At 74.0% G+C, this 25,353-nt stretch carries 21 protein-coding genes and 1 tRNA gene; 14 read left to right on the top strand and 8 right to left on the bottom strand.

All coding sequences use genetic code 11. The features are described from left to right. Positions 1-4: 4 nt before the first annotated feature. Positions 5-1,630 (bottom strand): dynamin family protein, encoded by a 1,626-nt coding sequence (locus AC2RP6_RS25590; protein ID WP_486448316.1) that lies wholly within the window; start codon positions 1,628-1,630, stop codon positions 5-7. 332 nt (positions 1,631-1,962) lie between these two features. Between AC2RP6_RS25590 and AC2RP6_RS25585 the strand changes: the two genes are divergently transcribed. The 3 genes from AC2RP6_RS25585 (at position 1,963) to AC2RP6_RS25575 (ending at position 4,814) form a co-directional block, all read left to right on the top strand. After that, positions 1,963-2,035 (top strand) — tRNA-Arg (locus AC2RP6_RS25585). A 343-nt stretch (positions 2,036-2,378) separates the two neighbouring features. Further along, the gene (locus AC2RP6_RS25580; protein ID WP_486448315.1) at positions 2,379-3,650 is read left to right on the top strand and encodes a phosphoribosyltransferase family protein; all 1,272 of its coding nucleotides are present in this window, start codon (positions 2,379-2,381) and stop codon (positions 3,648-3,650) included. A 45-nt stretch (positions 3,651-3,695) separates the two neighbouring features. Beyond that, positions 3,696-4,814 carry a sulfite oxidase gene (locus AC2RP6_RS25575; RefSeq protein WP_486448314.1) on the top strand — a complete coding sequence of 373 codons (1,119 nt, stop codon included), beginning with the start codon at positions 3,696-3,698 and terminating at the stop codon, positions 4,812-4,814. A 60-nt stretch (positions 4,815-4,874) separates the two neighbouring features. Here the strand turns inward: AC2RP6_RS25575 and AC2RP6_RS25570 are convergent, their stop codons facing one another. Further along, positions 4,875-5,339 carry a phospholipase gene (locus tag AC2RP6_RS25570; RefSeq protein WP_486448313.1) on the bottom strand — a complete coding sequence of 155 codons (465 nt, stop codon included), beginning with the start codon at positions 5,337-5,339 and terminating at the stop codon, positions 4,875-4,877. 220 nt (positions 5,340-5,559) lie between these two features. On the opposite strand from AC2RP6_RS25570, the gene AC2RP6_RS25565 reads away from it, so the two are divergent. Beyond that, complete coding sequence (locus AC2RP6_RS25565; protein ID WP_486448312.1) at positions 5,560-6,042, top strand: hypothetical protein; 483 nt, start codon at positions 5,560-5,562, stop codon at positions 6,040-6,042. A gap of 137 nt (positions 6,043-6,179) precedes the next feature. Here the strand turns inward: AC2RP6_RS25565 and AC2RP6_RS25560 are convergent, their stop codons facing one another. Continuing rightward, positions 6,180-6,947: an alpha/beta fold hydrolase gene (locus tag AC2RP6_RS25560; protein WP_486448311.1), complete on the bottom strand. Its 768-nt coding sequence runs from the start codon at positions 6,945-6,947 to the stop codon at positions 6,180-6,182. Positions 6,948-7,093: 146 nt separating this feature from the next. On the opposite strand from AC2RP6_RS25560, the gene AC2RP6_RS25555 reads away from it, so the two are divergent. From AC2RP6_RS25555 to AC2RP6_RS25535, 5 genes are all read left to right on the top strand, one after another. Next, the gene (locus AC2RP6_RS25555) at positions 7,094-7,507 is read left to right on the top strand and encodes a GNAT family N-acetyltransferase (protein WP_486448310.1); all 414 of its coding nucleotides are present in this window, start codon (positions 7,094-7,096) and stop codon (positions 7,505-7,507) included. Between the two features lie 125 nt (positions 7,508-7,632). Beyond that, on the top strand, positions 7,633-9,084 hold the full coding sequence (locus tag AC2RP6_RS25550) for a S8 family peptidase (RefSeq protein WP_486448309.1): 1,452 nt from the start codon (positions 7,633-7,635) through the stop codon (positions 9,082-9,084). 243 nt (positions 9,085-9,327) lie between these two features. Beyond that, a complete protein-coding gene (locus AC2RP6_RS25545; protein ID WP_486448308.1) occupies positions 9,328-10,623 on the top strand; it encodes a hypothetical protein in 1,296 nt (431 codons plus the stop codon). A gap of 169 nt (positions 10,624-10,792) precedes the next feature. Continuing rightward, the gene (locus AC2RP6_RS25540) at positions 10,793-11,848 is read left to right on the top strand and encodes a WxL protein peptidoglycan domain-containing protein (RefSeq protein ID WP_486448307.1); all 1,056 of its coding nucleotides are present in this window, start codon (positions 10,793-10,795) and stop codon (positions 11,846-11,848) included. A gap of 76 nt (positions 11,849-11,924) precedes the next feature. Next, the gene (locus tag AC2RP6_RS25535; RefSeq protein WP_486448306.1) at positions 11,925-13,094 is read left to right on the top strand and encodes a hypothetical protein; all 1,170 of its coding nucleotides are present in this window, start codon (positions 11,925-11,927) and stop codon (positions 13,092-13,094) included. A 96-nt stretch (positions 13,095-13,190) separates the two neighbouring features. Here the strand turns inward: AC2RP6_RS25535 and AC2RP6_RS25530 are convergent, their stop codons facing one another. The 4 genes from AC2RP6_RS25530 to iolC are packed head-to-tail and all read right to left on the bottom strand — an operon-like array spanning position 13,191 to position 18,489. Next, a complete protein-coding gene (locus AC2RP6_RS25530; protein ID WP_486448305.1) occupies positions 13,191-14,690 on the bottom strand; it encodes a CoA-acylating methylmalonate-semialdehyde dehydrogenase in 1,500 nt (499 codons plus the stop codon). A gap of 13 nt (positions 14,691-14,703) precedes the next feature. After that, a complete protein-coding gene (gene iolD, locus AC2RP6_RS25525; RefSeq protein WP_486448304.1) occupies positions 14,704-16,587 on the bottom strand; it encodes a 3D-(3,5/4)-trihydroxycyclohexane-1,2-dione acylhydrolase (decyclizing) in 1,884 nt (627 codons plus the stop codon). Next, the gene (iolB, locus tag AC2RP6_RS25520; protein WP_486450445.1) at positions 16,584-17,495 is read right to left on the bottom strand and encodes a 5-deoxy-glucuronate isomerase; all 912 of its coding nucleotides are present in this window, start codon (positions 17,493-17,495) and stop codon (positions 16,584-16,586) included. Before iolB ends, iolD begins: the two co-directional genes overlap by 4 nt. Positions 17,496-17,502: 7 nt before the next feature. Further along, entirely contained in the window at positions 17,503-18,489 is a 987-nt protein-coding gene (iolC, locus tag AC2RP6_RS25515; protein WP_486448303.1) for a 5-dehydro-2-deoxygluconokinase, read from the bottom strand. 26 nt (positions 18,490-18,515) lie between these two features. On the opposite strand from iolC, the gene AC2RP6_RS25510 reads away from it, so the two are divergent. The 5 genes from AC2RP6_RS25510 (at position 18,516) to AC2RP6_RS25490 (ending at position 23,670) form a co-directional block, all read left to right on the top strand. Further along, positions 18,516-19,430 carry a sugar phosphate isomerase/epimerase family protein gene (locus AC2RP6_RS25510; protein ID WP_486448302.1) on the top strand — a complete coding sequence of 305 codons (915 nt, stop codon included), beginning with the start codon at positions 18,516-18,518 and terminating at the stop codon, positions 19,428-19,430. A gap of 20 nt (positions 19,431-19,450) precedes the next feature. Continuing rightward, positions 19,451-20,464: a Gfo/Idh/MocA family protein gene (locus AC2RP6_RS25505; protein WP_486448301.1), complete on the top strand. Its 1,014-nt coding sequence runs from the start codon at positions 19,451-19,453 to the stop codon at positions 20,462-20,464. A 256-nt stretch (positions 20,465-20,720) separates the two neighbouring features. Continuing rightward, positions 20,721-20,921: a helix-turn-helix transcriptional regulator gene (locus tag AC2RP6_RS25500; protein ID WP_030655426.1), complete on the top strand. Its 201-nt coding sequence runs from the start codon at positions 20,721-20,723 to the stop codon at positions 20,919-20,921. Between the two features lie 140 nt (positions 20,922-21,061). Next, positions 21,062-21,295 (top strand): heavy-metal-associated domain-containing protein, encoded by a 234-nt coding sequence (locus AC2RP6_RS25495; RefSeq protein ID WP_486448300.1) that lies wholly within the window; start codon positions 21,062-21,064, stop codon positions 21,293-21,295. Positions 21,296-21,411: 116 nt separating this feature from the next. Beyond that, positions 21,412-23,670, top strand: a complete 2,259-nt coding sequence (locus tag AC2RP6_RS25490) for a heavy metal translocating P-type ATPase (RefSeq protein ID WP_486448299.1) — start codon at positions 21,412-21,414, stop codon at positions 23,668-23,670. 381 nt (positions 23,671-24,051) lie between these two features. Here AC2RP6_RS25490 and AC2RP6_RS25485 read toward each other — a convergent pair whose 3' ends face one another. After that, positions 24,052-25,341 carry a citrate synthase gene (locus tag AC2RP6_RS25485; RefSeq protein ID WP_350995241.1) on the bottom strand — a complete coding sequence of 430 codons (1,290 nt, stop codon included), beginning with the start codon at positions 25,339-25,341 and terminating at the stop codon, positions 24,052-24,054. Between the last annotated feature and the right edge of the window lie 12 nt (positions 25,342-25,353).

The following is a 25,353-nucleotide window of genomic DNA, read 5'->3' as shown; positions in this document are numbered from 1 at the left end:
GGCGTCACCTCTCCTTCTGCAGTACGGACAGCGCGGCGATCAGTTCTGCCTGGGGCTCGGGGGTCACGTCGAGTGCTTCCAACGGGGCGAGGCGGCGGTCGCGTTCGCCGCGCAGCACCTCGTCGAGGTGGTCGCCGACCAGTTCCCCGCCCCTGTCGCGCAGCCGCAGGGCGGCCTGGGCTCCGATCCGCTCCGCGAGCTTCTCCCCGGCGGGCCGGGCCCGTTTGCCGCCGAGCAGAGCCGCGACGAGCAGCGCGGCGACGCCCTCGGCGTCCGGGGCGGGCTGCCTGTCGAGCCCGGCCACCTCCTCCTCGGCCAGTTCCTCCAGCACGCGGCGCCAGCGGCGCACGGCCATGCCGATACGTTCCGCCGCTTCCTTGTCGGGGGCGGGCACGACCAGGGCGCCGGAGGCCGGTTCGCGCCGCCATGCTTCGGCGATGCGTTCGTCGGCGGCGGCGACGGCGCACTGGAGCAGTGCGGCGAGGGACTCGGAGAGCGAGTCCAGCAGTTCCCCGGCACTGGTGTCGAGGGGGTAGCCGCGCCAGCGGGTCAGCGCGTCGCCGGCCAGGACGGCCCCGCGGTCGAGGCGGCCCCGGACCCTCTTGCCCTCGCGCCGGTACGCGTCCTCGACGGCCGAGGTCAGCCGTACGGCGGCGGCGTGCTGGGCGGCGACGGCGGAGGCCAGTTCGGGCATCCGGCGGCCCAGGGAGTCCAGGGCGCCGAGGGCGGTGCGCCCGACGGCGTACTGCCGGGCGGCGGGGTCCTGCGCGTGGTGGGCGAGCCACGCGAAGAGCGGTGCGACCGCGCTGGCCGGGAGCAGTCCGCCGCCGCCGGCCGACTCGGGCAGCTCGGGGACGGTGAAGCGCGGTACGTCGCCCAGCCCGGCCTTGGTGAGCAGGGCTCCGTACTGGCGGGAGACCTCCGCCAACACCTGGTGCGGCACCCGGTCCAGCACGGTGACGAGGGTGGCCTTGTACTGCTTGGCGGTGCGCAGCAGGTGCCAGGGGACGGCGTCGGCGTAGCGCGAGGCGGTCGTGACCATCACCCAGACGTCGGCGGCGCAGATGAGTTCGGCGGCGAGTGTCCGGTTGTCGACCACGAGGGAGTCGATGTCGGGGGCGTCGAGGATGGCGAGTCCGCGCGGCAGGTTGGAGGCGGTCTCGATCCGCATCTCACGGGTCTCGTGGCCGCCCTGGGCGCCGAGGTGGCCTCGGCCGCGGACCCGGGAGGCGGTTCTGGGGGGCCTGTCGTCGTCCTCGTGCGGCACCCACACCCGCATCAGGTCGGGCAGTACGCGCATCCCGGCGAACCAGTGGTGGTCGTCGGGGTGGCAGACGAGCACGGGTGTCCGGGTGGTCGGGCGCAGCACACCGGCTTCGCTGACCTGACGCCCGACGAGGGAGTTGACGAGGGTGGACTTACCGGCCCCGGTGGACCCGCCGACGACGGCGAGCAGGGGCGCCTCGGGCGCCTTCAGGCGCGGTACGAGGTAGTCGTCGAGCTGCGCGAGCAGCTCGGCTCTCGTCTGGCGGGCCCGTGGGGCGCCGGGCAGGGGCAACGGCAGACGTACGGACGCGACCCGGTCGCGCAGGGCGGACAGGGCATCGAGCAGCTGAGGCCGAACATCCAAGGTCACCACATGCGAAGAATGCCCAATTTAGGACCATTTTTGAAGCTTATACGCCCCCTGCGCGCCGAGCGCGACTCCGGTGGGACATTCTGGGCACGACGGACGAGTGGGGCGCAGGCATAACGAGTGCACAACACCCAGGGCGCCGCGGCGCAAAAGCGATGCGAGAATCGCACCTGCCTGCGATTATCGGGACCGCTTCACGGAACCTCCACATCGTGGCCCGCGAGTGAAGCAACCGGGACAAGGCGGCCGGAGCCCTATCCTTGACCCGGTACGGACCGAAGTCCCACCCCCACCAGGGGCTCCAGGACCACCACGGCCACCTTCCGGCCCCCGTAGCTCAGTGGATAGAGCAGGTGCCTTCTAAGCACTTGGCCGCAGGTTCGAGTCCTGCCGGGGGCACACATTCTCCACCACCGAAGCCCTCCCTCCGCGGAGGGCTTTCGCGCAGGTCACAGCCGTTCCGCGGGCACCGGCCCAGGCTCCTTCGGGGGGCGTTCGGGCCGGTCCGGGTCAACACCGGCCCCGGCGGGCGGGGATGCCGCGCCGGGGTGTCAACTCCCGCCCGGGCGGCGGGGCCACCGCCTCGCGGGACGGCCTCCGTCCCCTTCGGGCCGCCGCCGGCGGGCCCTGCGCTCCCCGTGCCGGCACGCGGGCGCCCGACTTGCGGGAGGCCGTGGCGTGGGGTTGCGTCGGAAGGGCACGTGCGTGGTTTTCCGTCTCCCTCGGGCTGGGGGTGGACCCCGTGTTCTTCACCGACCGCGCGGACGCCGGAGAGCGGCTCGCCGGAGCCGTCCGCCATCTGGAGGCGGCGCGTCCCGTCGTACTGGGCCTGCCCCGCGGCGGCGTCCCGGTGGCCTTCCCCGTGGCGCGGGCCCTCGGTGCTCCGCTCGACGTGATCGTGGTCCGCAAGCTGGGCGTCCCGTCCCACCGTGAGCTCGGCTTCGGCGCCATCGGAGAGGGCGGCGTACGGGTCATCAGCGAGGACATCGTCCGCACCGGCCGGGTCACGCCGCAGGACCTGGAGGCGGTCGAGCACGCCGAGCGGGCCGAGCTCGCCCGGCAGGCCCGCAGGTTCCGCGGCGACCGGCCCCGGGAGCCCCTCGACGGCCGGACGGTCATCGTGGTGGACGACGGGATCGCCACCGGCGCCACGGCCGCCGCCGCCTGCCAGGTCGTACGGGCGCAGGGCGCCGCCCGGGTGGTGCTGGCCGTCCCGGTGGCGCCGCCCGAGGCGGTCGCCCGGCTGCGCGGCGCCGCGGACGAGGTGGTGTGCCTCTCCTCGCCGCCCTCCTTCCGGGCGGTCGGCGAGTGGTACCGGGACTTCGGCCAGACCCCCGACGAAGAGGTCGTCGCGCTGCTGGCGCGGGCGGCGGCCCGGCGGGCGCCGCGGGCCGAAGCGGTCGTGGTGGACGCCGGCGGCCTGCCCCTGGCCGGGGACCTCGTGCTGCCGGAGGGCGCCGGGGCGGTCGTGCTGTTCGCCCACGGCTCCGGCAGCGGCCGCCGCAGCCCGCGCAACCGGGCGGTGGCGGCGGACCTGAACCGGGCGGGCCTGGGCACCCTCCTCTTCGACCTGCTCACGCCCGCCGAGGAGACCGACCGGGCCGACGTCTTCGACATCGGGACCCTGGCCGGCCGGCTCACCGGCGCCACCGCCTGGCTGCGCCGGCGCGCGGCCCTCCCGATCGGCTACTTCGGCGCGAGCACCGGGGCCGCCGCCGCCCTGTGGGCCGCGTCCGCCGCGGACGCGGACATCGGCGCCGTCGTCTCCCGCGGCGGCCGCCCCGATCTCGCCGGGCCCCGGCTGGCCTCCGTACGGGCTCCCACCCTGCTCGTCGTCGGGGGCGACGATGCCACCGTGCTCGATCTCAACCGGCGGGCGCAGCGGGAGCTGCGCTGCGAGAACCGGCTGGACGTCGTGCCCGGAGCCACGCACCTCTTCGAGGAGCCGGGCGCTCTGGAGGAGGTGGCGGCTCTGGCCCGCGCCTGGTTCGCCCGGCACCTGGGGCGCCCCTGACGGGCCCGGCGTGCCGCCCGGGCCGGGGCGCGCGACGATGGGGGGATGGAACAGGCGTCCGTGGGGGATGTCAGCGGCCCGGCGCGGATCGCCGCGGCCGGTGAGGGCATCGGCCAGGAGGAGTTGGCGCTCGCGGCCCGCAACCACGGGCTGCCGCTGGAGGCCCTGCGCTACGAGGTGACCCCGCCCGGGCTGCACTACGTCCTGGTGCACTACGACATCCCCGCCGCCGACGCGGACGGCTGGACCCTGACGGTGGGCGGCCGGGTCCGTACGCCGCTGTCCCTGGACCTCGACGCCCTGCGCGCGTTCCCCGCGGTCACCCACCGCGTCACGATGGAGTGCGCGGGCAACGGCCGGGCTCGCCTGTCGCCCCGCCCGGTCAGCCAGCCGTGGCTGGTGGAGGCGGTGGGTACCGCCGACTGGACCGGAGTCCCACTGGGGCTCGTCCTGGACGGGGCGGGCGTACGGTCCGACGCCGTGGAGGCCGTGTTCACGGGCGCCGACCACGGTGTGGAGCGGGGTGTGGAGCAGGACTACCGGCGCAGCCTGCCGCTGCCGTACGCGAGCGGGGACGACTCCGGCGTGCTGATCGCCTACGCCATGAACGGGCTGCCCCTGCCGCCGCAGCACGGATACCCGCTGCGGCTCGTCGTCCCCGGCTGGTACGGCATGGCACACGTGAAGTGGCTGCGTGAGATCACTCTCGTCGACGCGCCGTTCACCGGCTTCCAGCAGTCCGTGGCCTACCGCTACCGGCGGACGGCCGATCCGGATGACCCCGGCGAACCCGTCACCCGGATCGCCCCGCGCTCGCTGATGGCTCCGCCGGGCTTCCCCGACTTCATGTCGCGCACCCGCGTCGTGCGCCCCGGCCCCGTGCGGCTGCACGGGCGGGCCTGGTCCGGTCACGGGGCCGTCGCCCGGGTGGAGGTCAGCGCCGACGACGGCGGGAGCTGGATCCCGGCCGAGGTGGAGTCCCCGCAGCCGCACCCGTGGGCGTGGCAGGCGTGGCGCTGTGTGTGGACGGCCGCGCCCGGCCGCCACACCCTCACCGTCCGCGCCACGGACACCGGGGGCCGCACGCAGCCGCTGGAACAGCCGTGGAACCGCGGCGGGTTCGGCAACAACGAGGTCCAACGGGTGGCCGTCCTGTGCCTGTGACCCAGGGGGTGTCCGGCCGGCGGATCAGGGCCGGACCCGGCCCTGATCCGCCGGACCCCCCTAGGAAATGCCGAGGAGCCTGACCGCTTGGTAGTACGTCCACGCGGTGCCGTCGCACGAGCGCTTGCGGTTGCCCGTGTAGCGGGCGCACACGCGCTTCAGGTCGGCGTGGAAGGCGTCGTCGAGCCGGGCCTTGGCCGCCGGGAACGTCCCTGCAGCCCGGTGGTTGCGGTAGCCGAAGTCGTGGCGGGCGCACGCCGCCGCGAAGGGGAAGCCGAAGGGGTTGTCCGGGGAGGTGGTGCACTGGTCGGTCGACCAGTCGAAGGCGTACGCGGCCCAGGCGGCGCGGTGCTCGCGCGCGTCGGCCCACTGCGCGTAACTGGCGGCGCTGGGCTGGGTCCAGCGGCTCAGCACCTGCGGCTTGTCGGCCGGGACCTCGGGCGCGGCCCAGGCCGTGGGCGCGAGGGCGAGCACCGCTGTGGCGGTGGCGGTGGCGAGGGCGGGGAGGAGGCGACGACGGAGCATGGGGGTCCTCGGGAGCCGGGCGGCGGACGGTCACCGGGCCAACGGGGCGCGGGGCCGGCCGGTTACTGTGCGGCGCCTCGGGGGTGTCGTGCCCGGGCCCACCGTCCCACCCCCTGCGGTGCACCCCTTGGGTATGACGCCGTGTGAGACCTGCGGACAACATCCGGTTCGTTCTGAGGAGGGACGCGCGGGGCGGTCCCCCCGGCCGAGACTGGAAGGCATGAACCGCCGCCCGCTCGTCATCGCCGCCGCCACCGTGGGGGTCCTCGCCACCGCCGCCTTCGCCCTGCCCAACCTGCCGCCCAACCCCGTCACGGACACGATCGACCACAAGGTGTTCAAGGAGAAGGGCAAGCGTTTCGCCACCGCCGCCGACGCCCCGGCCCGTGCGGAAGCGCCGTTCGCGCTGCCCTCCTGGATACCCAAGGACGCCACGGACGTCCGCATACGGGTGCGCACCACCGGGGAGGCCCGGCTGATCCGCTTCGACCTGGGCAAGACCCCGCTGGACGGCCCGCGGTGCACGGCCGGAACCCCGAAGCCGCAGGGCGACCCGGACCTGCACGCCCGGTGGTGGCCGCGCACGGTGCGGGCCGAAGTGCGCACCGAATGCCGGGACTTCCACCAGTACCAGGTCGCGGTCCGCGGCAAGCGGGTCTACGCCTGGACCGACGGCACCACGTCCCCGCGCGCCCGGGGCTAGCCGGCCCACCGGCACGTCCCTACGCACGGTTCAAGGGGCCGGCGGGTCCAAGGGGCCTGCGGAGGCGTTGAGTTCCCCCCTCGCCGCCGGCGCCCTGCGGCGGTCCCCCGCCCGCACGGACCGGCCGGAAGAAGCGCCTACGGGGTCAGGCCCGCGGCGGTGGCCTCGGCGAAGGCCGCCGGGTTGTCCAGCATGACGTTGTGCCCGCAGTCGGGCACGGACACCACGGTGACGCCCGCGGCCCGCAGGGCGTCGGCGCCGGGGAGCGGGCCGTCCGCCTCGGGCAGCAGGAAGGTACGCGGGACGCTCAGCTCCAGCAGCAGCTCGCGCACGGTCGGGGTGGTGCCCGCCGCGAGGTGGACGGCGCTGCGGTACAGGGCGGTCCGCCCCGCCAGCCGCATCGTCGACCACCAGTGGTCGCCGGCCCTGTCGCGCACCTCGGCCCAGCCGCCGGCCAGGAACTCCTCCTCGGTGTAGGAGGCGATCCCGCTGCTCCCGGGGGCCGCGGGGCGGGGCGGCACCGGATCCAGGTTGGCGTCGACGAGTACCAGCCGGGACACCAGGTGCGGGTGCCGGTCGGCCAGCACGACCGCCACCGCTCCGCCCATGCTGTGGGCGATCAGCTCGGCGCCCCGCACACCGGCGCCGGTGAGGGCAGCCGCCAGCGCGTCGGCGTGCTCCTCGAGGGTGTAACCGAAGTCCTCGGGGCGGTCGCTGTGCCCGTGGCCGAGCAGGTCGACCAGCAGGGAACGCCGCCCCGCCAGCAGCGGATGGGTGGCGCTCGCCGCGAAGTAGGCGGGCGAGGTGGCGCCGAGGCCGTGCACGTACACCCGCGCCGGCTCCTCGCCCGGCAGCTCGACCCAGCGGATCCGGTCGCCCTCCGGCGTGACCACGGCGTTCCTCACGATGCGACCCCCCAGGCCCTCAAGTCTCCGGCGACCCGGACAGGTTAGTCGGCGTCGCACCCGGGCCGCCGGGGGTTTCCGGGCCGCCGCCACGCCGCGCCCGGCTTCGCCCCGCCACCGGCCGCGTGCGCACTATCGTGACCGCCATGGACATCCGCCGGGCCCTCACCCCCGCCGAGCTCTCCGCCGCCGAGTCCCTCTTCGACGGGCCCGCCCGCGAGGAGTGGTCCGAGTGCTTCCTCACCGCCCCCGGGCACCTGATGCTCATCGCCTACGTCGACGGCGTGCCCGCCGGGATGGTCTCCGGCATCGAGATGGTCCACCCCGACAAGGGCACGGAGATGTGCCTCTACGAGCTGTCCGTGGACGAGGGCTACCGGCGCCGCGGCATCGGCCGCGCCCTGACCCTGGCCCTCGCGGACGAGGCGAAGGCGCGCGGCTGCTACGGCATGTGGGTGGGGGTCGACACCGACAACGAGGCCGCCCTGGCCACCTATGACGCCGCCGGGGCCCGTGACGAGGGCGTGTTCGCGATGCGCGGCTGGCCGATCGGCCCCTGAGCCGTCCGGCGCACCCACGGCCCACCCACCGCCGGGCCCGGCGGGCACCCGCGCGGCGGCGTGTCGTGCGGCCACTCGGCGCACCCTCCGCGCGCCCGTACGGCCGCTCGCCGAGCATCGGCCGCATGATCCCCTTCGTCCCGCTGGTCCCCGCCCTCGCGCTGCTGGCGGTCGCGCCCGCGGCCGTCGCCCCGCCGCCGTACGCCGCCGCCGACCCGGCCTCTTCGGTCTCTTCGATCTCTGCCGCCCCTTCGGCCACTTCCGCGCCTTCGGCCCCTTCGGCCTCTTCCGCCCCTTCGGCCCCTTCGGCCTCCGGCAACGCCGTCCTCCCGTACGTCGTCGTCCTCAAGGACACCGCCTCGCGGGCCCCGGCCCGGGCCCTGGCCGCCGAGGCCGCCCGGTCCGGTGACGAGGTCGGTGCGGTCTACGAGGCCGCACTCGACGGCTTCGCCGTCCGCACCACGGCGGCACGGGCCGCCGCCCTGGCCGCCGACCCCCGGGTGGCCTCCGTGGAACCGGACACCGTCTTCCGCACCACCGGAGCCGTCGACACCCCGCCCGCGCAGCCGCAGCGCCCCGCGCCCTGGTCGCTGGACCGGATCGACCAGCGCGAGCTCCCGCTCGACGGCTCGTACACGTACGCCACGAAGGCCGCGGGCGTCACCGTCTACATCCTCGACTCCGGGATCGACACCCGCCACCAGGAGTTCGGCGGGCGCGCCCGGACCGGGCTCAACACGGTGTTCCTGGAGGGCTCCCGGGACTGCAACGGCCACGGCACGCACGTCGCGGGGACCGTGGGCGGGGCGACCTACGGGGTCGCCAAGGGCGTGTCCCTCGTCTCGGTGAAGGTGGCCGACTGCCGCGGCGACGGACGCCTGTCGGGCATGCTCAAGGGTCTCGACTGGGTGGTCAAGGACGCCGCCCGCGCCCCGGGCACCCCGGCCGTGGCCAACATGAGCATGGGCGGCAGCCGCAGCCGCGCCCTCGACGCCGCCGTCCTGCGGATCGTGTCCTCCGGGATCACCTTCATCGCGGCCGCCGGCAACGACCGCGGGAACGCCTGCGGCGGATCGCCTGCCTCCGTGCCGCAGGCCCTCACCGTCGGCGCGACCGACGCCGCGGACCGCCGGGCACCGTTCTCCAACTACGGCTCCTGCGTGGACCTGTTCGCGCCGGGCGTGGCCGTCACCTCCGCCCGGAAGGACTCCACCACCGGCACGGCCCGCTCCTCCGGCACCTCGATGGCCGCCCCGCACGTGGCGGGGGCCGCCGCGCTGCTCCTGGCCGGCGGTACGGTGCGCACGCCGGCTCAGGTGTCCGAGGCCCTGGTGCGCGGCGCCGTGCCCGACCGGATCACCGGGCTCCCGGCCGGCACCCCGAACCTCCTCCTGCACGTCCCCACCAGCGTCCCCACCCCGGCCACCCCCACCCCCGCACCCACGTCCACCCACGCACCCACGTCCACCCCCGATCCCGCCACCCCCACCGCTCCCACCGCCACCGCTCCCACCGCCACCACCGGCTCCCCCACCACCGCTCCGCCTTCCGCAACTCCGTCGAACACGGCCGGATAACGCCTCGACCGTCGGCCGCCCCGGCGGCCGGAGCGACCCTTACCGCTCCGACCCCGACCGGCCGGTACCCGATGGGCCATCAGCCCTTCCCTGATGGCCCATCAATTTCTGTGTGCTTCGCGCGAAAGCAAGTCATTGACTTCTCATCACCGTGACGCGTCAATATCGGCCACCGCACCGGCTCGGCCTCCCTCACACAGCGGGTGGGGGGAGGGTTCGTCATGACGAAGGAGTCGCGACCCAGTGAGTACGAGAACGCATCGACGCAGAGTGCTGGCAGGGGCGGGGGCCCTGTCGCTGGCCCTCACCGGCGCAGTGGCGGGCCTGGCGGGCCCCGCGCAGGCCGCGACCAGGACCACGGTCGTCTTCGAGAACTGCGACGCCCCGGCGCCGCAGCCGGACGGCTCGGGCAACCAGAACTGGACCGTGACGCTGCCCGACGGCGCGAAGGCGGGCGACGTCGTCCCGATCACGATCGACCCGGGTGCGAGCCCGCTGATCCCCTCGTTCTCCGTCACCACGGTGAACACCTCCAAGATCACCCTCAAGGTCGGCGCGACCACCCAGGTCGTGACCAGCCCGCCGGAGACCGTGTCCGTCGTCGCCGGGCAGCCGCTCGACCCCAAGGCGTTCTCCGGCACCATCATGATCCCGGACGGCAGTGAGGGCACGACCGTCCAGGTCGCCCTCGACCTCGCGGTGACCGACGCGGACCTCTCCGGGTCGGTGTTCACCACCACCTGTACCCCGGCGCCCCGCCCGAGCGCCCCGCTCGGGTCGGTCGCGGTCGAGGCGCTGCCCAAGGACCCGGTCACCACGAGGCTGACGCCCAACAGCGGCCCGGCGGGCACCGCCGTCGTCGTGAACGGCGCCAACTTCCCGGCCGGTCCGGTCACCTGCTCGGCCCTGCTCGCCGGGGCGGCGACCGGTGACACCGGTACCGGAACGGCCGACGCGTCCGGCGCCGCGACCTGCAACATCACGGTCACCAAGAAGGCCGACGCGATCAGGATCGACGGGTCGATCACCCCGTACAAGTCCTTCGTGTTCATGGAGGACCAGCCGGGCGTGAAGAACCCGGTCGACGTCGAGGTCCTCCCCGGACCGCTGGCCCTGGGGCCGAAGGACGGCCAGCCGGCCGTCAGCTTCGGCGCGGTCACCATCAACGGCAAGGCCCAGTCGGTGGTCGGCGTGTTCAACGCCGCGACCGTCCAGGACTTCCGCGGCGGCTCGCTCGGCTGGGACGTGACGGCGACGCGCACGCCGTTCCTGAACCAGACCACCGGCCACTCGATGGCGAAGGCGCAGATCGGCATCCAGCCGTCCTGCACGGTGACCAACCCGGACAGCCCGAGCACCTGCACCGCGGGCACGCCCGGCGCGATCTCCGACGTCCCGATGAAGGTGGCCTCCCAGGCCGCCGGCGGTGACGAGCTGACCGGTGGTGAGTTCGCCGTCGGCGGCGCCGGGATGATCCAGCTCCCGGCCTTCATGTTCGCCGACACCTACCAGACGGTCGTCACCTTCTCGATCGCCTGACCCGCACGGCCCGCACGACGCCACGACCCGCCCGGCGAGTCGAGCCGTACGACGCCACCACCCGCCCGGCGGGACGACCGCACGACCGCACGGCCGCTCCACCAGGGTGGTGCGGCGCTCCGGCGCCGCACCACCCCTTCCCCTTTTCCGCGCCGACTGGAGACCGCCCATGCGCACCCGCAGCAGTACGCCCAGCCGCACCCGCACCTCCCCGTACGGTCTGCTCCTCGGCCTGCTGACGCTGTGCGCGGGCCTGCTGCTGCCGGCCGGCCCGGCGACGGCCGCGGACAACGGCACGTGGGGGGTGTTCCCGACCCCCGCGGCCGGGGCCGCCATGACCGACCGCGCCTACTTCTTCCACCAGGGCGCGGCCGGGAGCACCCTCACCGACAGCGTGACGGTCCTGAACTCCTCCGACCGGGAGCTGACGTTCCAGGTCTTCGCCACCGACGCCGTGAACACCCCGGCGGGCGGTGCGTTCGCCCTGCTGCCGGTGGAGACGCGGCCGAAGGACGTCGGCGCGTGGATCGCCCTGGCCCCGGAGGCGGCGGGCACCGTCACCGTGCCGGCCAAGGGACGCAAGGACATCCCCTTCACGGTGAAGGTCCCGGCGGACGCGACGCCCGGCGACCACGTGGGCGGGATCGTGGCGCTGGGCACCGCCGTGGAGGGCGTGCAGCGGGAGGGCAAGGTCCAGGTCGGGGTGAAGCGTTCGGTGGGCGCCCGCCTCTACTTCCGGGTACCCGGCCCGGTCACTCCCGGGCTGAGCGTGGAGGACGTGCGGGTCAGCCGGTCCGCCCCGCTGCTGCCCTGGGTCAAGGACGCGCGGGCGACCGTCTCGTACGCGCTGGTCAACCGGGGCAACGTGGTCGTCGAGCCCAGGGTGGCGGTCGCCGCGGAGGGCCTGTTCGGGCGCCGGGTGCTGGACCGGCCCGCACGTGAGCTGAAGCTGACCCTGCTGCCCGGCCAGCGGATCGAGCTGACCGAGCCGTGGCCGGACGCCCCCCAGTCGGACTGGGTGACGGTCAGGATCACCGCGGGCGCGGCGGCGCACCCCGATCTCGTCTCCCGGTCCGAAACCGACTTCGTCGCCGTGCCCTGGCCCGCCGTGGGCCTGCTCCTGGTGCTGGCGGGCGCGGGCGTCACCGCACGGGTGCTGCGCCGGCGCCGTCGCGCCGAGAGCGAACAGGACGAAGCCGTCCTGGACTTGGCTGGAACGCGCTGACCGGCGAGGGTGTCCCCACGTGACGGTATCCGGCCATCACGGCTCAGGGCCGACACCGGCTCAAGGGGGGACACCTGTGACGGAACGACAGCACGGCGACGCGGCCAGGGGCATCGGGCTGCTGACCCGCATCGAGGGCACCCTGGGCACCGGCACCGCCGCCTACCTGCCCGGCGACGGCTGGATCCGCCTCACCCTCCCGCTCGACGACGGCGGCCCGGCCCCCGTCACCGTGGACGTGGTCGCGGACACGGCGCGGGCACCGCGGGGGATCGCGTACCTGCTGCCCGGCGGCGGCCTGAACTTCGCGGCGGAGTTCTTCACCCCGGGCGGCCGGGGCGGGCGCCACCTCGCCCACGAGCTGCGCCGCCGCGGCCTGCTCGTCGTCGGAGTCACCCCGCGCGAGGACGCCGCCGCGGCCGCCGACGTCTCCGCGGAGTGGGGGCTGGAGGCGCACCGCCGGGACCTGGCCGGGGTGGTGGACGCGCTGGACGCCGTACTGGGGCTGCCGTACGAGTACGTCGGCCACTCGGCCGGGGCCGCGCTGGCGCTGGACGCGGCCTCGCACGACGCCTCGCCGCGGCTGCGCCGGGTCGTGGCCCTGGACACGACCGGGCCGTACACGGGCGAGCTCGCGCAGCGGGCGGCCGACACCCGGGACGCGTACGCCACCCGGCTGGCGCAGGGGGTCCCCTTCGTCGATCCGGGGCTCGCGGCCGTGATCGCGAAAGCGGTCGCCGATCCGGACGGCGTCTCCCCGGCGCCCTGGCCGCCGGACCCGGCGCGGCGCTTCACCCACGCCGGGCTGGCCCACTTCGCGCTGATCCGCACGGCCGCCCTCCCGGGGCCGGCGAACTGGATCCACACCCGGGGCCACGGCGCCGGTACCTACGCCTTCGGCGCCACGCCGGCCGAGGACCGCTTCGCGCTGACCCGCACCCCGCTGTCCACCTGGCACGCGGCGACCTCACAGCTCGGCAGCGGGCTCCTGCCGGCCGCCCTGATGCGGGACCTCGCCGCGGTCTGGGCGGGTGACGACACCACCTACGGCATCGCCTGGGACCGCATCACGGCCGAGGTGGTCTGGATCAACACCGAGCTGGGCCGCGGCGACCGGCCGCGCGGTGCGGAACTGATCCGGGCGGGCGGCAACGAGCACGTCTCCTTCACCGTGGTCCCGGGCCACGGCCACGGGGACGCGGTCTGGGCCGACACGGCCGCAGCCGACGTCTGGTCCCGCTTCTGATCCCGCCCCGGAACGGCACCCGCCCCCCGCGGTGAGGTCGCGGGGGGGGCGGGGGCCGGTCCGGGGCGGGCGCCGGCGCGGGACTGCGGCGTGCGGTCAGTGGTTGCGGGGGAAGCCCAGGTCCACGCCGGCGGGGGCGTCCGAGGGGTCCGGCCAGCGGGTCGTGACGACCTTGCCGCGGGTGTAGAAGTGGATGCCGTCGTTGCCGTAGATGTGGTGGTCCCCGAAGAGCGAGTCCTTCCAGCCGCCGAAGGAGTGGTAGCCCACCGGCACCGGGATCGGGACGTTGACGCCGACCATGCCGGCCTCGATCTCCAGCTGGAAGCGGCGGGCGGCGCCGCCGTCGCGGGTGAAGATCGCGGTGCCGTTGCCGAACGGCGAGGCGTTGATGAGGGCCACGCCCTCCTCGTAGGTCTCCGTGCGCAGGACGCACAGCACCGGGCCGAAGATCTCGTCGCGGTAGGCGTCGGAGTCGGTGCGCACGTGGTCGAGCAGCGACAGGCCGATCCAGTGGCCGTTCTCGTTGCCTTCCACGGTGTAGCCGGTGCCGTCCAGGACCACGTCGGCGCCCTGCGCGGCCGCGCCCTTGACGTACGAGGCGACCTTGTCGCGGTGGGCGGCCGTGATCAGCGGACCCATCTCGGAGGTCGGGTCGTTGCCGGGGCCGATCTTGATCTTCTCGGCGCGCTCGCGGATCTTCTCGACCAGCGCGTCGCCGATGGAGCCGACGGCGACGACGGCGGAGATGGCCATGCAGCGCTCACCGGCCGAGCCGTAGGCCGCGGAGACCGCCGCGTCCGCTGCCGCGTCCAGGTCGGCGTCGGGCAGGACCAGCATGTGGTTCTTGGCGCCGCCGAGCGCCTGCACGCGCTTGCCGTTGGCGGAGGCGGTGGTGTGGATGTGGCGGGCGATCGGGGTGGAGCCGACGAAGGAGACGGCCGCGATGTCGGGGTGGGCGAGGAGCGCGTCGACGGCGACCTTGTCGCCGTGGACCACATTGAGCACGCCCGCCGGCAGACCGGCCTCGGTCATCAGCTCGGCCAGCTTGACGGACGCCGACGGGTCCTTCTCGCTCGGCTTGAGGACGAAGGTGTTGCCGCAGGCGATGGCCAGCGGGAACATCCACATCGGGACCATCGCGGGGAAGTTGAAGGGCGTGATGCCCGCGACGACGCCCAGCGGCTGGCGGATCGCGGAGACGTCGACCCGGTTCGACACCGACGTCGACAGCTCGCCCTTGAGCTGCGTGGTGATCCCGCAGGCCAGCTCGACGATCTCCAGGCCGCGCGCGACCTCGCCCAGCGCGTCCGAGTGCACCTTGCCGTGCTCGGCGGTGATCAGCTCGGCGACGGCGTCGCGGTTGGCGTCGAGCAGGGCCCGGTAGGCGAAGAGCACCTTGGTGCGGGCGGCCAGCGAGGACTGCCCCCAGGACAGGAACGCCTCCTTCGCGACCTGTACGGCGGCGTCGACCTCCTCGGTGGACGCGAGCGCGACCTGCGTGGTGACCTCGCCGGTGGCCGGGTCGGTGACCGGGCCGTAGTTGCCCGACGCGCCCTCGACGGTCTTGCCACCGATCCAGTGGTTGACGGTCTTCATGCCTATTGCTCCTTCACAGATGGCGACGTCGCTGCGCGGCTTGCCGGTCGTACTCTTCACGGGCCTCGGACGCCGCCTTGCGGGTCGCGGTCTCGGCCACAGGAACATCCCACCACGCCTGTGCCGGGGGTGGGCCCGACACAGTGTCGGGCGTTCGGGTCTGTACGTAGACACATGTGGGACGCGTCGCCGAGCGGGCCTCGATGAGGGCTTCCCGCAGGTCACGTACGGTGCGGGCGCGGATGACGGCCATTCCGAGGGAGGCCGCGTTGGCCGCGAGGTCCACCGGGAGGGGGTCCCCGGTGTACGAGCCGTCGGCCGCCCGGAAGCGGTAGGCGGTGCCGAAGCCCTCGGCGCCCACCGCCCCCGAGAGACCGCCGATGGAGGCGTAGCCGTGGTTGTCCAGGACGACCACCCTGATCGGGACGCGCTCCTGCACGGCCGTGACGATCTCGGTCGGGTTCATCAGGTACGTCCCGTCGCCGACCAGTGCCCACACGGGCCGGCCGGGCGCGGCGAGCGCGACCCCGAGGGCGGCGGGGATCTCGTAGCCCATGCAGGAGTAGCCGTACTCCACGTGGTACTGGTCCGCGGACCGGGCCCGCCACAGCTTGTGCAGGTCCCCGGGGAGCGAGCCGGCGGCGTTGACCAGGATGTCGCCGGCGTCGACGAGGGCGTCGAGGAGGCCGAGCACCTGGGCCTGGGTGGGCGGGAGGTCCTCCTCGGGTGCGGGCACGGCGTACGCCCGGTCGACGACGGCGTCCCAGCGGGCGGCCTCCCTCCGGTACGCCGCCTCGTACGCGGCGTCCACCCGGTGGCCGGCCAGTGCCGCCGCGAGTTCGCCGAGGGCCTCCCGGGCGTCGGCGACCAGCGGGCGGGCGGCGAGCTTGTGGGCGTCGTACGGGTCCAGGTTGAGGCCGACGAAACGGACGGCCGGGTTCTGGAACAGGGTGGCCGAGGCGGTGGTGAAGTCGCTGAGCCGGGTCCCCGCGGCGAGGACCACATCGGCCTCCCGGGCGAGGGCGTCGGCGGTGGCCGTGCCGGTGTGGCCGATCCCGCCGACGTCGGCGGGATGGCCGTGCGGGAGCACGCCCTTGCCCGCCTGCGTGACGGCCACCGGGATCCCGGTGGCCTCGGCGAGGGCGGCGAGGGCGGTCTGCGCCCCGCTGTGCCGGATCCCGCCGCCGGCGACGATCAGGGGGCGCGCGGAGCCCCGTACGGCGTCGGCGGTGGCGGCCAGCTCGGCGCGGTCGGGCCGCGGGCGGCGGACGCGCCAGACCCGCTCGGCGAAGAACTCCTCGGGCCAGTCGTACGCCTCCGCCTGCACGTCCTGCGGCAGCGCGAGGGTGACGGCGCCGGTCTGCACCGGGTCGGTGAGCACGCGCACGGCCTGGAGGGCGGCGGGGACCAAGGCCTCGGGGCGGGTGACCCGGTCGAAGTGGCGGGAGACGGGCCGCAGGGCGTCGTTGACGGAGACGTCCCCGGCATGGGGCACCTCCAGCTGCTGCAGCACGGGATCGGCGGGGCGGGTGGCGAAGGTGTCCCCGGGCAGCAGGAGCACCGGGATCCGGTTGATGGTGGCGAGGGCGGCGCCGGTGACCAGGTTGGTGGCGCCGGGGCCGATGGAGGTGGTGACGGCGTGGGTGGACAGCCGGCCGCTCTGGCGTGCGTAGCCGACGGCGGCGTGCACCATGGCCTGCTCGTTGCGGCCCTGGAGGAAGGGCATGCCGCCGGGGCCGGTGCCGCCGGTCTCCAGGAGGGCCTGGCCGATCCCGGCGACGTTCCCGTGCCCGAAGATCCCCCAGGTCGCGGCGACCAGCCGGTGGCGGCGGCCGTCGCGCTCGGTGTACTGGGCGGCGAGGAAGCGTACGAGCGCCTGCGCGACGGTGAGCCTCATCGGTGGTCCTCCGCTCCTGTTCGGGGGAACGGCAGCCGGGGGTCGACGTCCTGCCCGTCCCAGCTGCCGCGGATCCACCCGTGGTCGGGGTGGTCGCGGATGAGCCACTCCCGGGGCCCGCCGGTGTCCGGTCCGGCCATCACGTTCAGGTAGTACATGTCGTGCCCGGGGGCGGCGATGGACGGGCCGTGCCAGCCGTCCGGGATCAGCACGGCGTCGCCGGTGCGCACCTCGGTCAGGATGTCGGTCTTCCCCGCCGGGGAGGGCGTGACGCGCTGGTACCCGAGGCCGGGGACGTCCCCGTGCGGGGCGATCTCGAACCAGTAGATCTCCTCCAGGCGGGACTCCTCGCCGGGGTGGTGCTCGTCGTGCTTGTGCGGGGGGTACGAGGACCAGTTCCCGCCGGGGGTGAGGACCTCGACGGCGATCAGCCGGTCGCACGCGAAGCCGGTGGGGCCGGCGGCGGCGAAGTTGTTGACCTGGCGCGAGCAGTGGCCCGCGCCGCGCAGCTCGACGGCGACGGCCTCGGCGGGGCCGTAGCGCGGGGGCAGGCGCTGCTCGCAGCGGGCCCCGGCGAGCGCGAACCGGCCCCCTGCGGCGGAGCTGATCCCGGTGTGCGCGTCCCGCGGCACGTACGCGAAGTCGGTCGGCCCGGCGAAGACTCCGCTGCGCCCCCGCAGTTCGAAGACGTGCGGCTCCGCCGCGGGGGCGCCGTCCCCGAACCCCCGCGCCTCGAACGCCGGCACACCCAGCCCCGTCGGCGTTTGAGGCGCGGGTCCGGGCAGAGCCCGGCAGCGGACCTCGCAGCCGCCCGACAGCGGGAGCACGATCCACTCGCACTCCCCCGCCTCGAAGCCGTAGGTCTCACCCGGCTCAAGGGCCAGCACCCGCAGCCGGGTCCAGTCCATCTCCCACTCAGACACCACCGGCACGCGCCAGCACCTCCTCCACCTCGTGCGGGAACGGCATCGCGCTGGAGCACGCCAGCCGCGAGGCCACGATCGCCCCCGCCGCGTTCGCGTACCGCACGACACGCCCCAACTCCCATCCCGCCAGCAGCCCGTGGCACAGCGCCCCGCCGAACGCGTCGCCCGCGCCGAGGCCGTTGACCACGTCCACCGCGACCGGCGGCGCCTGCGCCACCGTTCCGTCGCGGTGGACCGCCAGCACGCCCTCGGGGCCGCGCTTGACCACCGCCAGTTCCACTCCGGCGGCGAGCAGCGCCCGGGCCGCCGCCCACGGGTCGGACTCGCCGGTGGCGATCTCGCACTCCTCCTCGTTCCCGACGGCCACCGTGGCGTGCGCGAGCGCCCGCTCGTAGTACGGCTCCGGCTTCTCCCGCCACAGCATCGGCCGCCAGTCGAGGTCGAACATCGTGGCCCCGGGACGGCCGCGCCCGCGGGCCTCCAGCGCGGCCAGCGTCGCCGCCCGCGAGGGCTCCTCGCTCAGGCCCGTGCCCGTCATCCAGAACACGCGGGCCGCCCGTACCGCGTCCAGGTCGACCTCGTCCGCCGCGATCTCCAGGTCCGGGGCCTTCGGCAGCCGGTAGAAGTACAGGGGGAACCGGTCGGGCGGGAACATCTCGCAGAAGGTGATCGGCGTGGGCAGCCCGGCGACCTCGGTCACCCACCGGTCGTCCACCCCGAAGCCCCGCAGCTCATTGCGCAGGTACGTCCCGAAGGGGTCCGCTCCGGTCCGGCTGATCAGCGCCACCCGCCGGCCCAGACGGGCCGCCGCGACGGCCACGTTCGCCGGGGAGCCGCCGAGGAACCTGCCGAAGGTCTCCGCCTCGGCCAGTGGTACGCCGGTCGCCAACGGGTAGAGATCCACCCCGGTCCGGCCCATCGTGATCAGGTCGAACGGATACGGATCGCCGGTGCCGGTCACAGTCAGTCCTCCCACTCGTCCTCCACCCTAAGGTGGCCGTTATGACGTCCTCCCCGCCCGCGTTGACCCGTATCCGCATCGGTTCGGCTCCGGACTCCTGGGGTGTCTGGTTCCCCGACGACCCGCAGCAGACCCCTTGGCGGCGATTCCTCGACGAAGTGGCCGAGGCCGGCTACGAGTGGATCGAGCTCGGGCCGTACGGCTACCTCCCCACGGACCCGGCCCGCCTCGCCGAGGAGACGGCCGCGCGGGGCCTGCGGGTCTCGGCCGGAACCGTCTTCACCGGACTCCATCACGGGCCCGCCGTGTGGGAGGAGACCTGGGAGCACGTGTCGCGGATCGCCGCGCTGACCCGGGACGTGGGCGCCGCCCATCTCGTCGTCATCCCCTCCTTCTGGCGGGACGACAAGACGGGGAAGGTGCTGGAGGACCGCACCCTCACCCCCGCCCAGTGGCGCCACCTGGCCTCCCAGACCGAGCGCCTCGGCCGTGAGGTGCAGGACCGGTACGGGTTGCGGATCGTGGTCCATCCGCACGCCGACACCCACATCGACACCCCGGAGAACGTGGCCCGCTTCCTGGACGCCACCGACCCCGGCCTGGTCTCCCTCTGCCTGGACACCGGCCACTACGCGTACTGCGGCGGGGACAGCGTGCGGGCCGTCGAGACCTTCGCGGAGCGGATCGGCTACCTGCACCTCAAGCAGGTGGACCCGCGTGTCCTCGCCGAAGTCGTCGCGCAGGAGCTGCCCTTCGGGCCGGCCGTGGGCCGCGGGGTGATGTGCGAGCCGCCGTCGGGTGTGCCCGCGCTGGAGCCCGTACTGGCGGCGGCCCAGCGGCTGGGGGTGGACCTGTTCGCGATCGTGGAGCAGGACATGTACCCCTGTCCGCCCGACCGGCCGCTGCCGATCGCCCGCCGTACCCGTGCCTACCTGCGCTCCTGCGGCGCCCGCTGACCTTCCGGAGGGAACACGACATGACCAGCACGCTCGGCATCGCCGTCATCGGCACCGGGAAGATGGGCGCGGACCACGTGCGCCGGTTCGGGCGGACCGTCGGCGGGGCGCGGGTGGTGGCCGTGGCCGATCCGGACGGTGACCGGGTCAAGGAGGTCGCGGGCTCCGTCGACGGCGCGAGCGCGCACACCGACCCGGCGGCGGCGATAGCCGCGCCCGGGGTCCAGGCGGTACTGATCGCGTCCCCCGGGCCCGCCCACGAGGAAGCGATCCTGCAGGCCCTGCGGCGGGGGCTGCCGGTGCTGTGCGAGAAGCCGCTCACCCCGGAGCCGGCGGGGGCGCTGCGCGTCATGGAGGCCGAACAGCGGCTGGGGCGGCGCCTGGTGCAGGTGGGGTTCATGCGGCGGCACGACGCCGAGTACGAGCGGTTGAAGGAGCTGCTGGACGCGGGCGGGATCGGCCGTCCGCTCTTCCTGCACTGCCGGCACCGCAACGCCTCCTCGCCGTCCTTCTTCACCAGCGACATGCTGATCAGCGATTCCGTGGTGCACGAGGTGGACGCGGCCCGCTGGCTGCTGGGGCAGGAGATCACGGCGGTGACGGTGCTCTCGCCGCGGCCGACGTCGGCCGCCCCGGAGGGACTGAGCGACCCCCGGATGGTGCTGCTGGAGACCTCCGGCGGGGCCGTCGTCGACGTGGAGATCTTCGTCAACTGCGGTTTCGGCTACCAGGTGCAGTGCGAGGCGGTCGGCGAGGCGGGCAGCGCCCGGATCGGCGACGGCCACGCGATGGTGGTGCAGGCGGCGGGCCGCTGGGGCGGCGCGATCGACCAGGACTACACGGTGCGCTTCGCCGACGCCTACGACCGGCAGCTGCGGCGGTGGGTGGCCGCCGCCGCCCGCGGGCGGGTGGCGGGGCCCGACGCGTGGGACGGCTACGCGGCGGCGGCCGTCTCCGAGGCGGGCCTCGCGGCCGCGCGCGGCGGCGTACGGACCGTGGTGGAGCTCGCGGAACGGCCCGACCTGTACCGCTGAGCCCTCCCCCGCGGCTCCCGGGGCGCGCTGCGCTCTTCTCGTGCGACCCCTGTGACTCTCCGGTCACAGGGGTCGCCCTTCTGTCACGCATGTCCGCGTTACGCGGGTTTTCCGTCACAGGGGGTCGACAGCCCCTCCCGGGCGCTCGTCCCGCGTCGTTCGCCGGGCACAACGCGAGTGATCGTCAGCGTCCACGCGCCGGATCCCCCGACGGCCGCCCGGCCGGCCCGGCGGCGTGGGGCAGGAGGTGTCCACGATGAGCGACCGACAGCTGTGGTCGTACAAGGAGATCGCCGCACACATCCGGGTCCAGCCGGACACTGTGCGCTCCTACCGCAAGCACGGGCTGCTCCCGCCGCCCGACCACGTCGAGGGCGGCAAGCCGTACTGGTACGCCGAGACGGTCCGGGCCTGGGTGGCCCGCCGGCCCGGCAACCGGGGCCGCCGGGAGGACTGAGCCCGCCACGGCACGCAATGACCGGACGCCCATGCTCGCTTTATACCCCCTAGGGGTATAGTCTCGGATCGTCGGGAGGACGGTGGAGTCATCGGCCACCCCTCCCGGTGACCGGACACGCCCCTGAAGAGGAGAACGACATGAGTGCCGAGACGGACACCCAGACCACGACCGTCTACCGGGTGACCGGCATGACCTGCGGCCACTGCGAGGGCGCGGTGACCAGCGAGGTCTCCGCCCTTCCGGGCGTCACCTCGGTCAAGGCCGTCGCCGCGTCGGGCGAGGTCACCGTGGTCTCCGCCACCCCGTTCGCCGACGAGGACGTCCGCGCCGCCGTGGACGAGGCCGGCTACGAGTTCGCCGGCCGGGCCTGAGCGGCACCCGCTCCCTCCTTCGGCAGCACCCGCGGCACTTCGCAGCACCCCGCCGGGCCGTGCCGGCCAGCTCATACTGGACCCGTACGGCCCGGCCATCCCCCTGGAGCCGGAACATGACCAGCACAGTGCACGACGGACCGATAATGGCGGTCGAACTCTCGATCGGCGGGATGACCTGCGCCTCCTGCGCGGCCCGCATCGAGAAGAAGCTCAACCGGATGGACGGCGTCGAGGCCACGGTGAACTACGCCACCGAGAAGGCCCACGTCTCCTACGGCGGCGACGTCCAGGTCGCGGACCTGATCGCGACCGTCGTGAAGACCGGCTACACCGCCGAGGAACCCGCGCCGCCCGCCCCGCCCGCCCCGGCGCCGGGCGAGGAGGAGCCGGCCGCGGCTCCCGACCCGGTGCTGTCCGCCCTGCGGCAGCGGCTGCTGGTCTCGGCCGCGCTCGCGCTGCCCGTCGTCCTGCTCGCGATGGTCCCCGCCCTCCAGTTCGACAACTGGCAGTGGCTCTCCCTGACCCTGGCGGCTCCCGTCGTGGTCTGGGGCGGCTTCCCCTTCCACAGGGCCGCCTGGACCAACGCCCGGCACGGCGCCGCGACCATGGACACCCTGGTCTCGGTCGGCACGCTCGCCGCCTTCGCCTGGTCGCTGTGGGCGCTGTTCTTCGGCCACGCGGGCATGCCCGGCATGCGGCACGGCTTCGACCTCAGCACGTCCCGCGCGGACGGCTCCTCCGCCATCTACCTGGAGGTCGCGGCCGGGGTCGTCACCTTCATCCTGCTCGGCCGCTACCTGGAGGCCCGCTCCAAGCGGAAGGCGGGCGCGGCCCTCAGGGCCCTGCTGGAGCTGGGCGCCAAGGACGTCGTCGTCCTGCGCGGCGGCCAGGAGGTCCGCATCCCGGTGTCCGCGCTCGCCGTCGGCGACCGTTTCGTGGTCCGCCCCGGCGAGAAGATCGCCACCGACGGCACGGTCGTCGAGGGCAGCTCGGCCGTGGACGCCTCCATGCTGACCGGCGAATCCGTCCCCGTGGAGGTGGCCGTCGGCGACTCGGTCACCGGCGCCACCGTCAACACCTCCGGGCGCCTGGTGGTCGAGGCGACCAGGGTCGGGGCCGACACCCAGCTCGCCCGGATGGCCAGGCTGGTGGAGGACGCGCAGAACGGCAAGGCAGAGGTGCAGCGCCTCGCCGACCGGATCTCCGGCGTCTTCGTCCCCGTCGTCCTGGTCCTCGCGCTCGGGACCTGGGTCACCTGGCTGCTCGTCACCGACGACCCGACGGCCGCCTTCACCGCCGCCGTGGCCGTCCTGATCATCGCCTGCCCGTGCGCCCTGGGCCTGGCCACCCCGACCGCGCTGATGGTCGGCACCGGGCGCGGCGCGCAGCTGGGCATCCTGATCAAGGGCCCCGAGGTGCTGGAGTCCACCCGTCGCGTGGACACCGTCGTCCTCGACAAGACCGGGACCGTCACCACGGGCCGGATGACCCTCGCCGGCGTCGTCACCGCGGACGGGGTCGACGAGCGCGAACTGCTGCGCCTGGCGGGCTCGCTGGAGCACGCCTCGGAGCACCCGATCGCCCGGGCCGTGGCCACCGCCGCCGCCGACCGGGCGGGCACCCTGCCCGTGCCGGAGGGCTTCGAGAACCTCGCCGGTCTCGGGGTCCGGGGCGTGGTCGACGGCCACGCCGTGCTGGTGGGCCGCGAGCAGTTGCTGGCGGACTGGTCGATCACCCTGCCGGCCGGGCTGGCGCGGGCCAAGGCGGCCGCCGAGGCCGAGGGCGGCACCGCCGTGCTGGTCGCGTGGGACGGGGCGGCGCGCGGGGTCCTGACCGTGGCCGACGCGGTCAAGGAGACCAGCGCCGAAGCGGTCGCCCGACTGCGGGAACTGGGTCTCACCCCGGTGCTGCTGACCGGCGACCACAAGGCCGTCGCCGAGACGGTGGCCCGCGAGGTCGGTATCGACGAGGTGATCGCCGAGGTGCTCCCGCAGGACAAGGTGGACGTCGTGCGCCGCCTCCAGGCCGAGGGCCGTACGGTCGCCATGGTCGGCGACGGGGTCAACGACGCGGCGGCGCTGGCCCAGGCGGACCTGGGGCTGGCCATGGGCACCGGCACCGACGCGGCCATCGAGGCCGGGGACCTGACGCTCGTACGCGGTGACCTGCGGGTGGCGGCGGACGCGATCCGGCTCTCCCGCCGGACCCTGGCCACCATCAAGGGCAACCTGTTCTGGGCCTTCGGCTACAACGTCGCCGCCCTCCCGCTGGCGGCGGCCGGCCTGCTCAATCCGATGATCGCTGGGGCCGCGATGGCCTTCTCCTCGGTCTTCGTGGTGACCAACAGCCTGCGGTTGCGGTCCTTCCGCTAGTGGATCGCCTTCGCATCGTTCCCACACTTCCTTCACGGGAGACGCAGATCACAGTGACCTCAACGTAACCATCCGGGGTCGCGACAGGTCTAATGGGGCGATGCCAGGAACGTCTTGGGGGACGTTCCACGGAAACCTTGGGGGTTTTCCGTGGCATCCGCCGGCCGGGACACGTGCCCGCGGGAGGCTTTGAGCGGCCCTCCCGACCCGAACGGGTCCCGGCTCAAGGACGCCCCGATCCGGGTCCCGTGGGGGGAATCCGTTTCGGGGGGAAAAGGGAAGCGCCCCGACCGTCGACCCGTGGGGGGATCGACGGCGGGGCGCTTCTCGTGAGCCCGGGTCGGCGCCGCAGCGTCGTGCGCGGCGCCGGGAGGCCTCGGGTCAGCGGGCCTCGACGGGAACGAAGTCGCGCAGGACCTCACCCGTGTAGATCTGGCGCGGGCGACCGATGCGGGAACCCGGCTCCTTGATCATTTCCTGCCACTGGGCGATCCAGCCGGGGAGGCGGCCGAGCGCGAAGAGCACGGTGAACATCTCGGTCGGGAAGCCCATGGCCCGGTAGATCAGACCGGTGTAGAAGTCCACGTTCGGGTAGAGGTTGCGCTCGACGAAGTACGAGTCGGCCAGCGCGTGCTCTTCCAGCTTGAGCGCGATGTCCAGCAGCTCGTCGCTCTTGCCGAGCGCCGAGAGGACGTCGTGCGCCGCAGCCTTGATGATCTTCGCCCGGGGGTCGAAGCTCTTGTAGACGCGGTGCCCGAAGCCCATCAGGCGGACGCCGTCCTCCTTGTTCTTCACCTTGCGGATGAAGGCGTCGACGTCGCCGCCGTCGTTCTTGATGCCTTCCAGCATCTCCAGGACGGACTGGTTGGCGCCGCCGTGCAGCGGGCCCCACAGGGCCGAGATGCCGGCGGAGATCGAGGCGAACATGTTCGCCTGCGAGGAGCCGACCAGACGCACGGTGGAGGTGGAGCAGTTCTGCTCGTGGTCCGCGTGCAGGATCAGCAGCTTGTCGAGCGCGGAGACGACGACCGGGTCCAGGTCGTACTCCTGGGCCGGCACGGAGAAGGTCATGCGCAGGAAGTTCTCGACGTAGCCGAGGTCGTTGCGCGGGTAGACCACCGGGTGGCCGACCGACTTCTTGTAGGCGTAGGCCGCGATCGTCGGGAGCTTGGCCAGCAGCCGGATCGTCGAGAGGTGGCGCTGCGTCTCGTCGAAGGGGTTGTGGCTGTCCTGGTAGAACGTCGACAGCGCGCTGACCACGGAGGACAGCATCGCCATCGGGTGCGCGTCGCGCGGGAAGCCGTCGTAGAAGCGCTTGACGTCCTCGTGCAGCAGCGTGTGCTGGGTGATCTCGTTGCGGAACGACGCGAGCTGGTCGACGGTCGGCAGCTCACCGTTGATCAGCAGGTAGGCCACCTCGATGAAGGACGAACGCTCCGCCAGCTGCTCGATCGGGTAGCCGCGGTACCGCAGGATGCCCTGCTCACCGTCGAGGTAGGTGATCGCGGACTTGTAGGCCGCGGTGTTGCCGTAGCCGCTGTCCAGCGTGACGAGCCCGGTCTGGGCCCGCAGCTTCGAGATGTCGAAGCCCTGGTCGCCGACGGTGCTCTCGACCACCGGGTAGGTGTATTCGCCGTCCGCGTACCGGAGTACTACAGAGTTGTCGCTCACGTCATCCCTCAC

It is taken from the genome of Streptomyces sp. WAC03905 (genome assembly GCF_057371075.1).
The sequence above is the reverse complement of the archived record's forward strand: the minus strand, read 5'-3'. Positions and strand labels throughout refer to the sequence as shown.

Coding starts and splice junctions, on each gene's coding strand:
- AC2RP6_RS25575 (WP_486448314.1), top strand. CDS start 3,696: ATGGAACAGGCGTCCGTGGGGGATGTCAGCGGCCCGGCGCGGATCGCC.
- AC2RP6_RS25570 (WP_486448313.1), bottom strand. CDS start 5,339: ATGCTCCGTCGTCGCCTCCTCCCCGCCCTCGCCACCGCCACCGCCACA.
- AC2RP6_RS25565 (WP_486448312.1), top strand. CDS start 5,560: ATGAACCGCCGCCCGCTCGTCATCGCCGCCGCCACCGTGGGGGTCCTC.
- AC2RP6_RS25555 (WP_486448310.1), top strand. CDS start 7,094: ATGGACATCCGCCGGGCCCTCACCCCCGCCGAGCTCTCCGCCGCCGAG.
- AC2RP6_RS25550 (WP_486448309.1), top strand. CDS start 7,633: ATGATCCCCTTCGTCCCGCTGGTCCCCGCCCTCGCGCTGCTGGCGGTC.
- AC2RP6_RS25540 (WP_486448307.1), top strand. CDS start 10,793: ATGCGCACCCGCAGCAGTACGCCCAGCCGCACCCGCACCTCCCCGTAC.
- AC2RP6_RS25530 (WP_486448305.1), bottom strand. CDS start 14,690: ATGAAGACCGTCAACCACTGGATCGGTGGCAAGACCGTCGAGGGCGCG.
- iolD (WP_486448304.1), bottom strand. CDS start 16,587: ATGAGGCTCACCGTCGCGCAGGCGCTCGTACGCTTCCTCGCCGCCCAG.
- iolB (WP_486450445.1), bottom strand. CDS start 17,495: ATGGACTGGACCCGGCTGCGGGTGCTGGCCCTTGAGCCGGGTGAGACC.
- AC2RP6_RS25510 (WP_486448302.1), top strand. CDS start 18,516: ATGACGTCCTCCCCGCCCGCGTTGACCCGTATCCGCATCGGTTCGGCT.
- AC2RP6_RS25505 (WP_486448301.1), top strand. CDS start 19,451: ATGACCAGCACGCTCGGCATCGCCGTCATCGGCACCGGGAAGATGGGC.
- AC2RP6_RS25500 (WP_030655426.1), top strand. CDS start 20,721: ATGAGCGACCGACAGCTGTGGTCGTACAAGGAGATCGCCGCACACATC.
- AC2RP6_RS25495 (WP_486448300.1), top strand. CDS start 21,062: ATGAGTGCCGAGACGGACACCCAGACCACGACCGTCTACCGGGTGACC.
- AC2RP6_RS25490 (WP_486448299.1), top strand. CDS start 21,412: ATGACCAGCACAGTGCACGACGGACCGATAATGGCGGTCGAACTCTCG.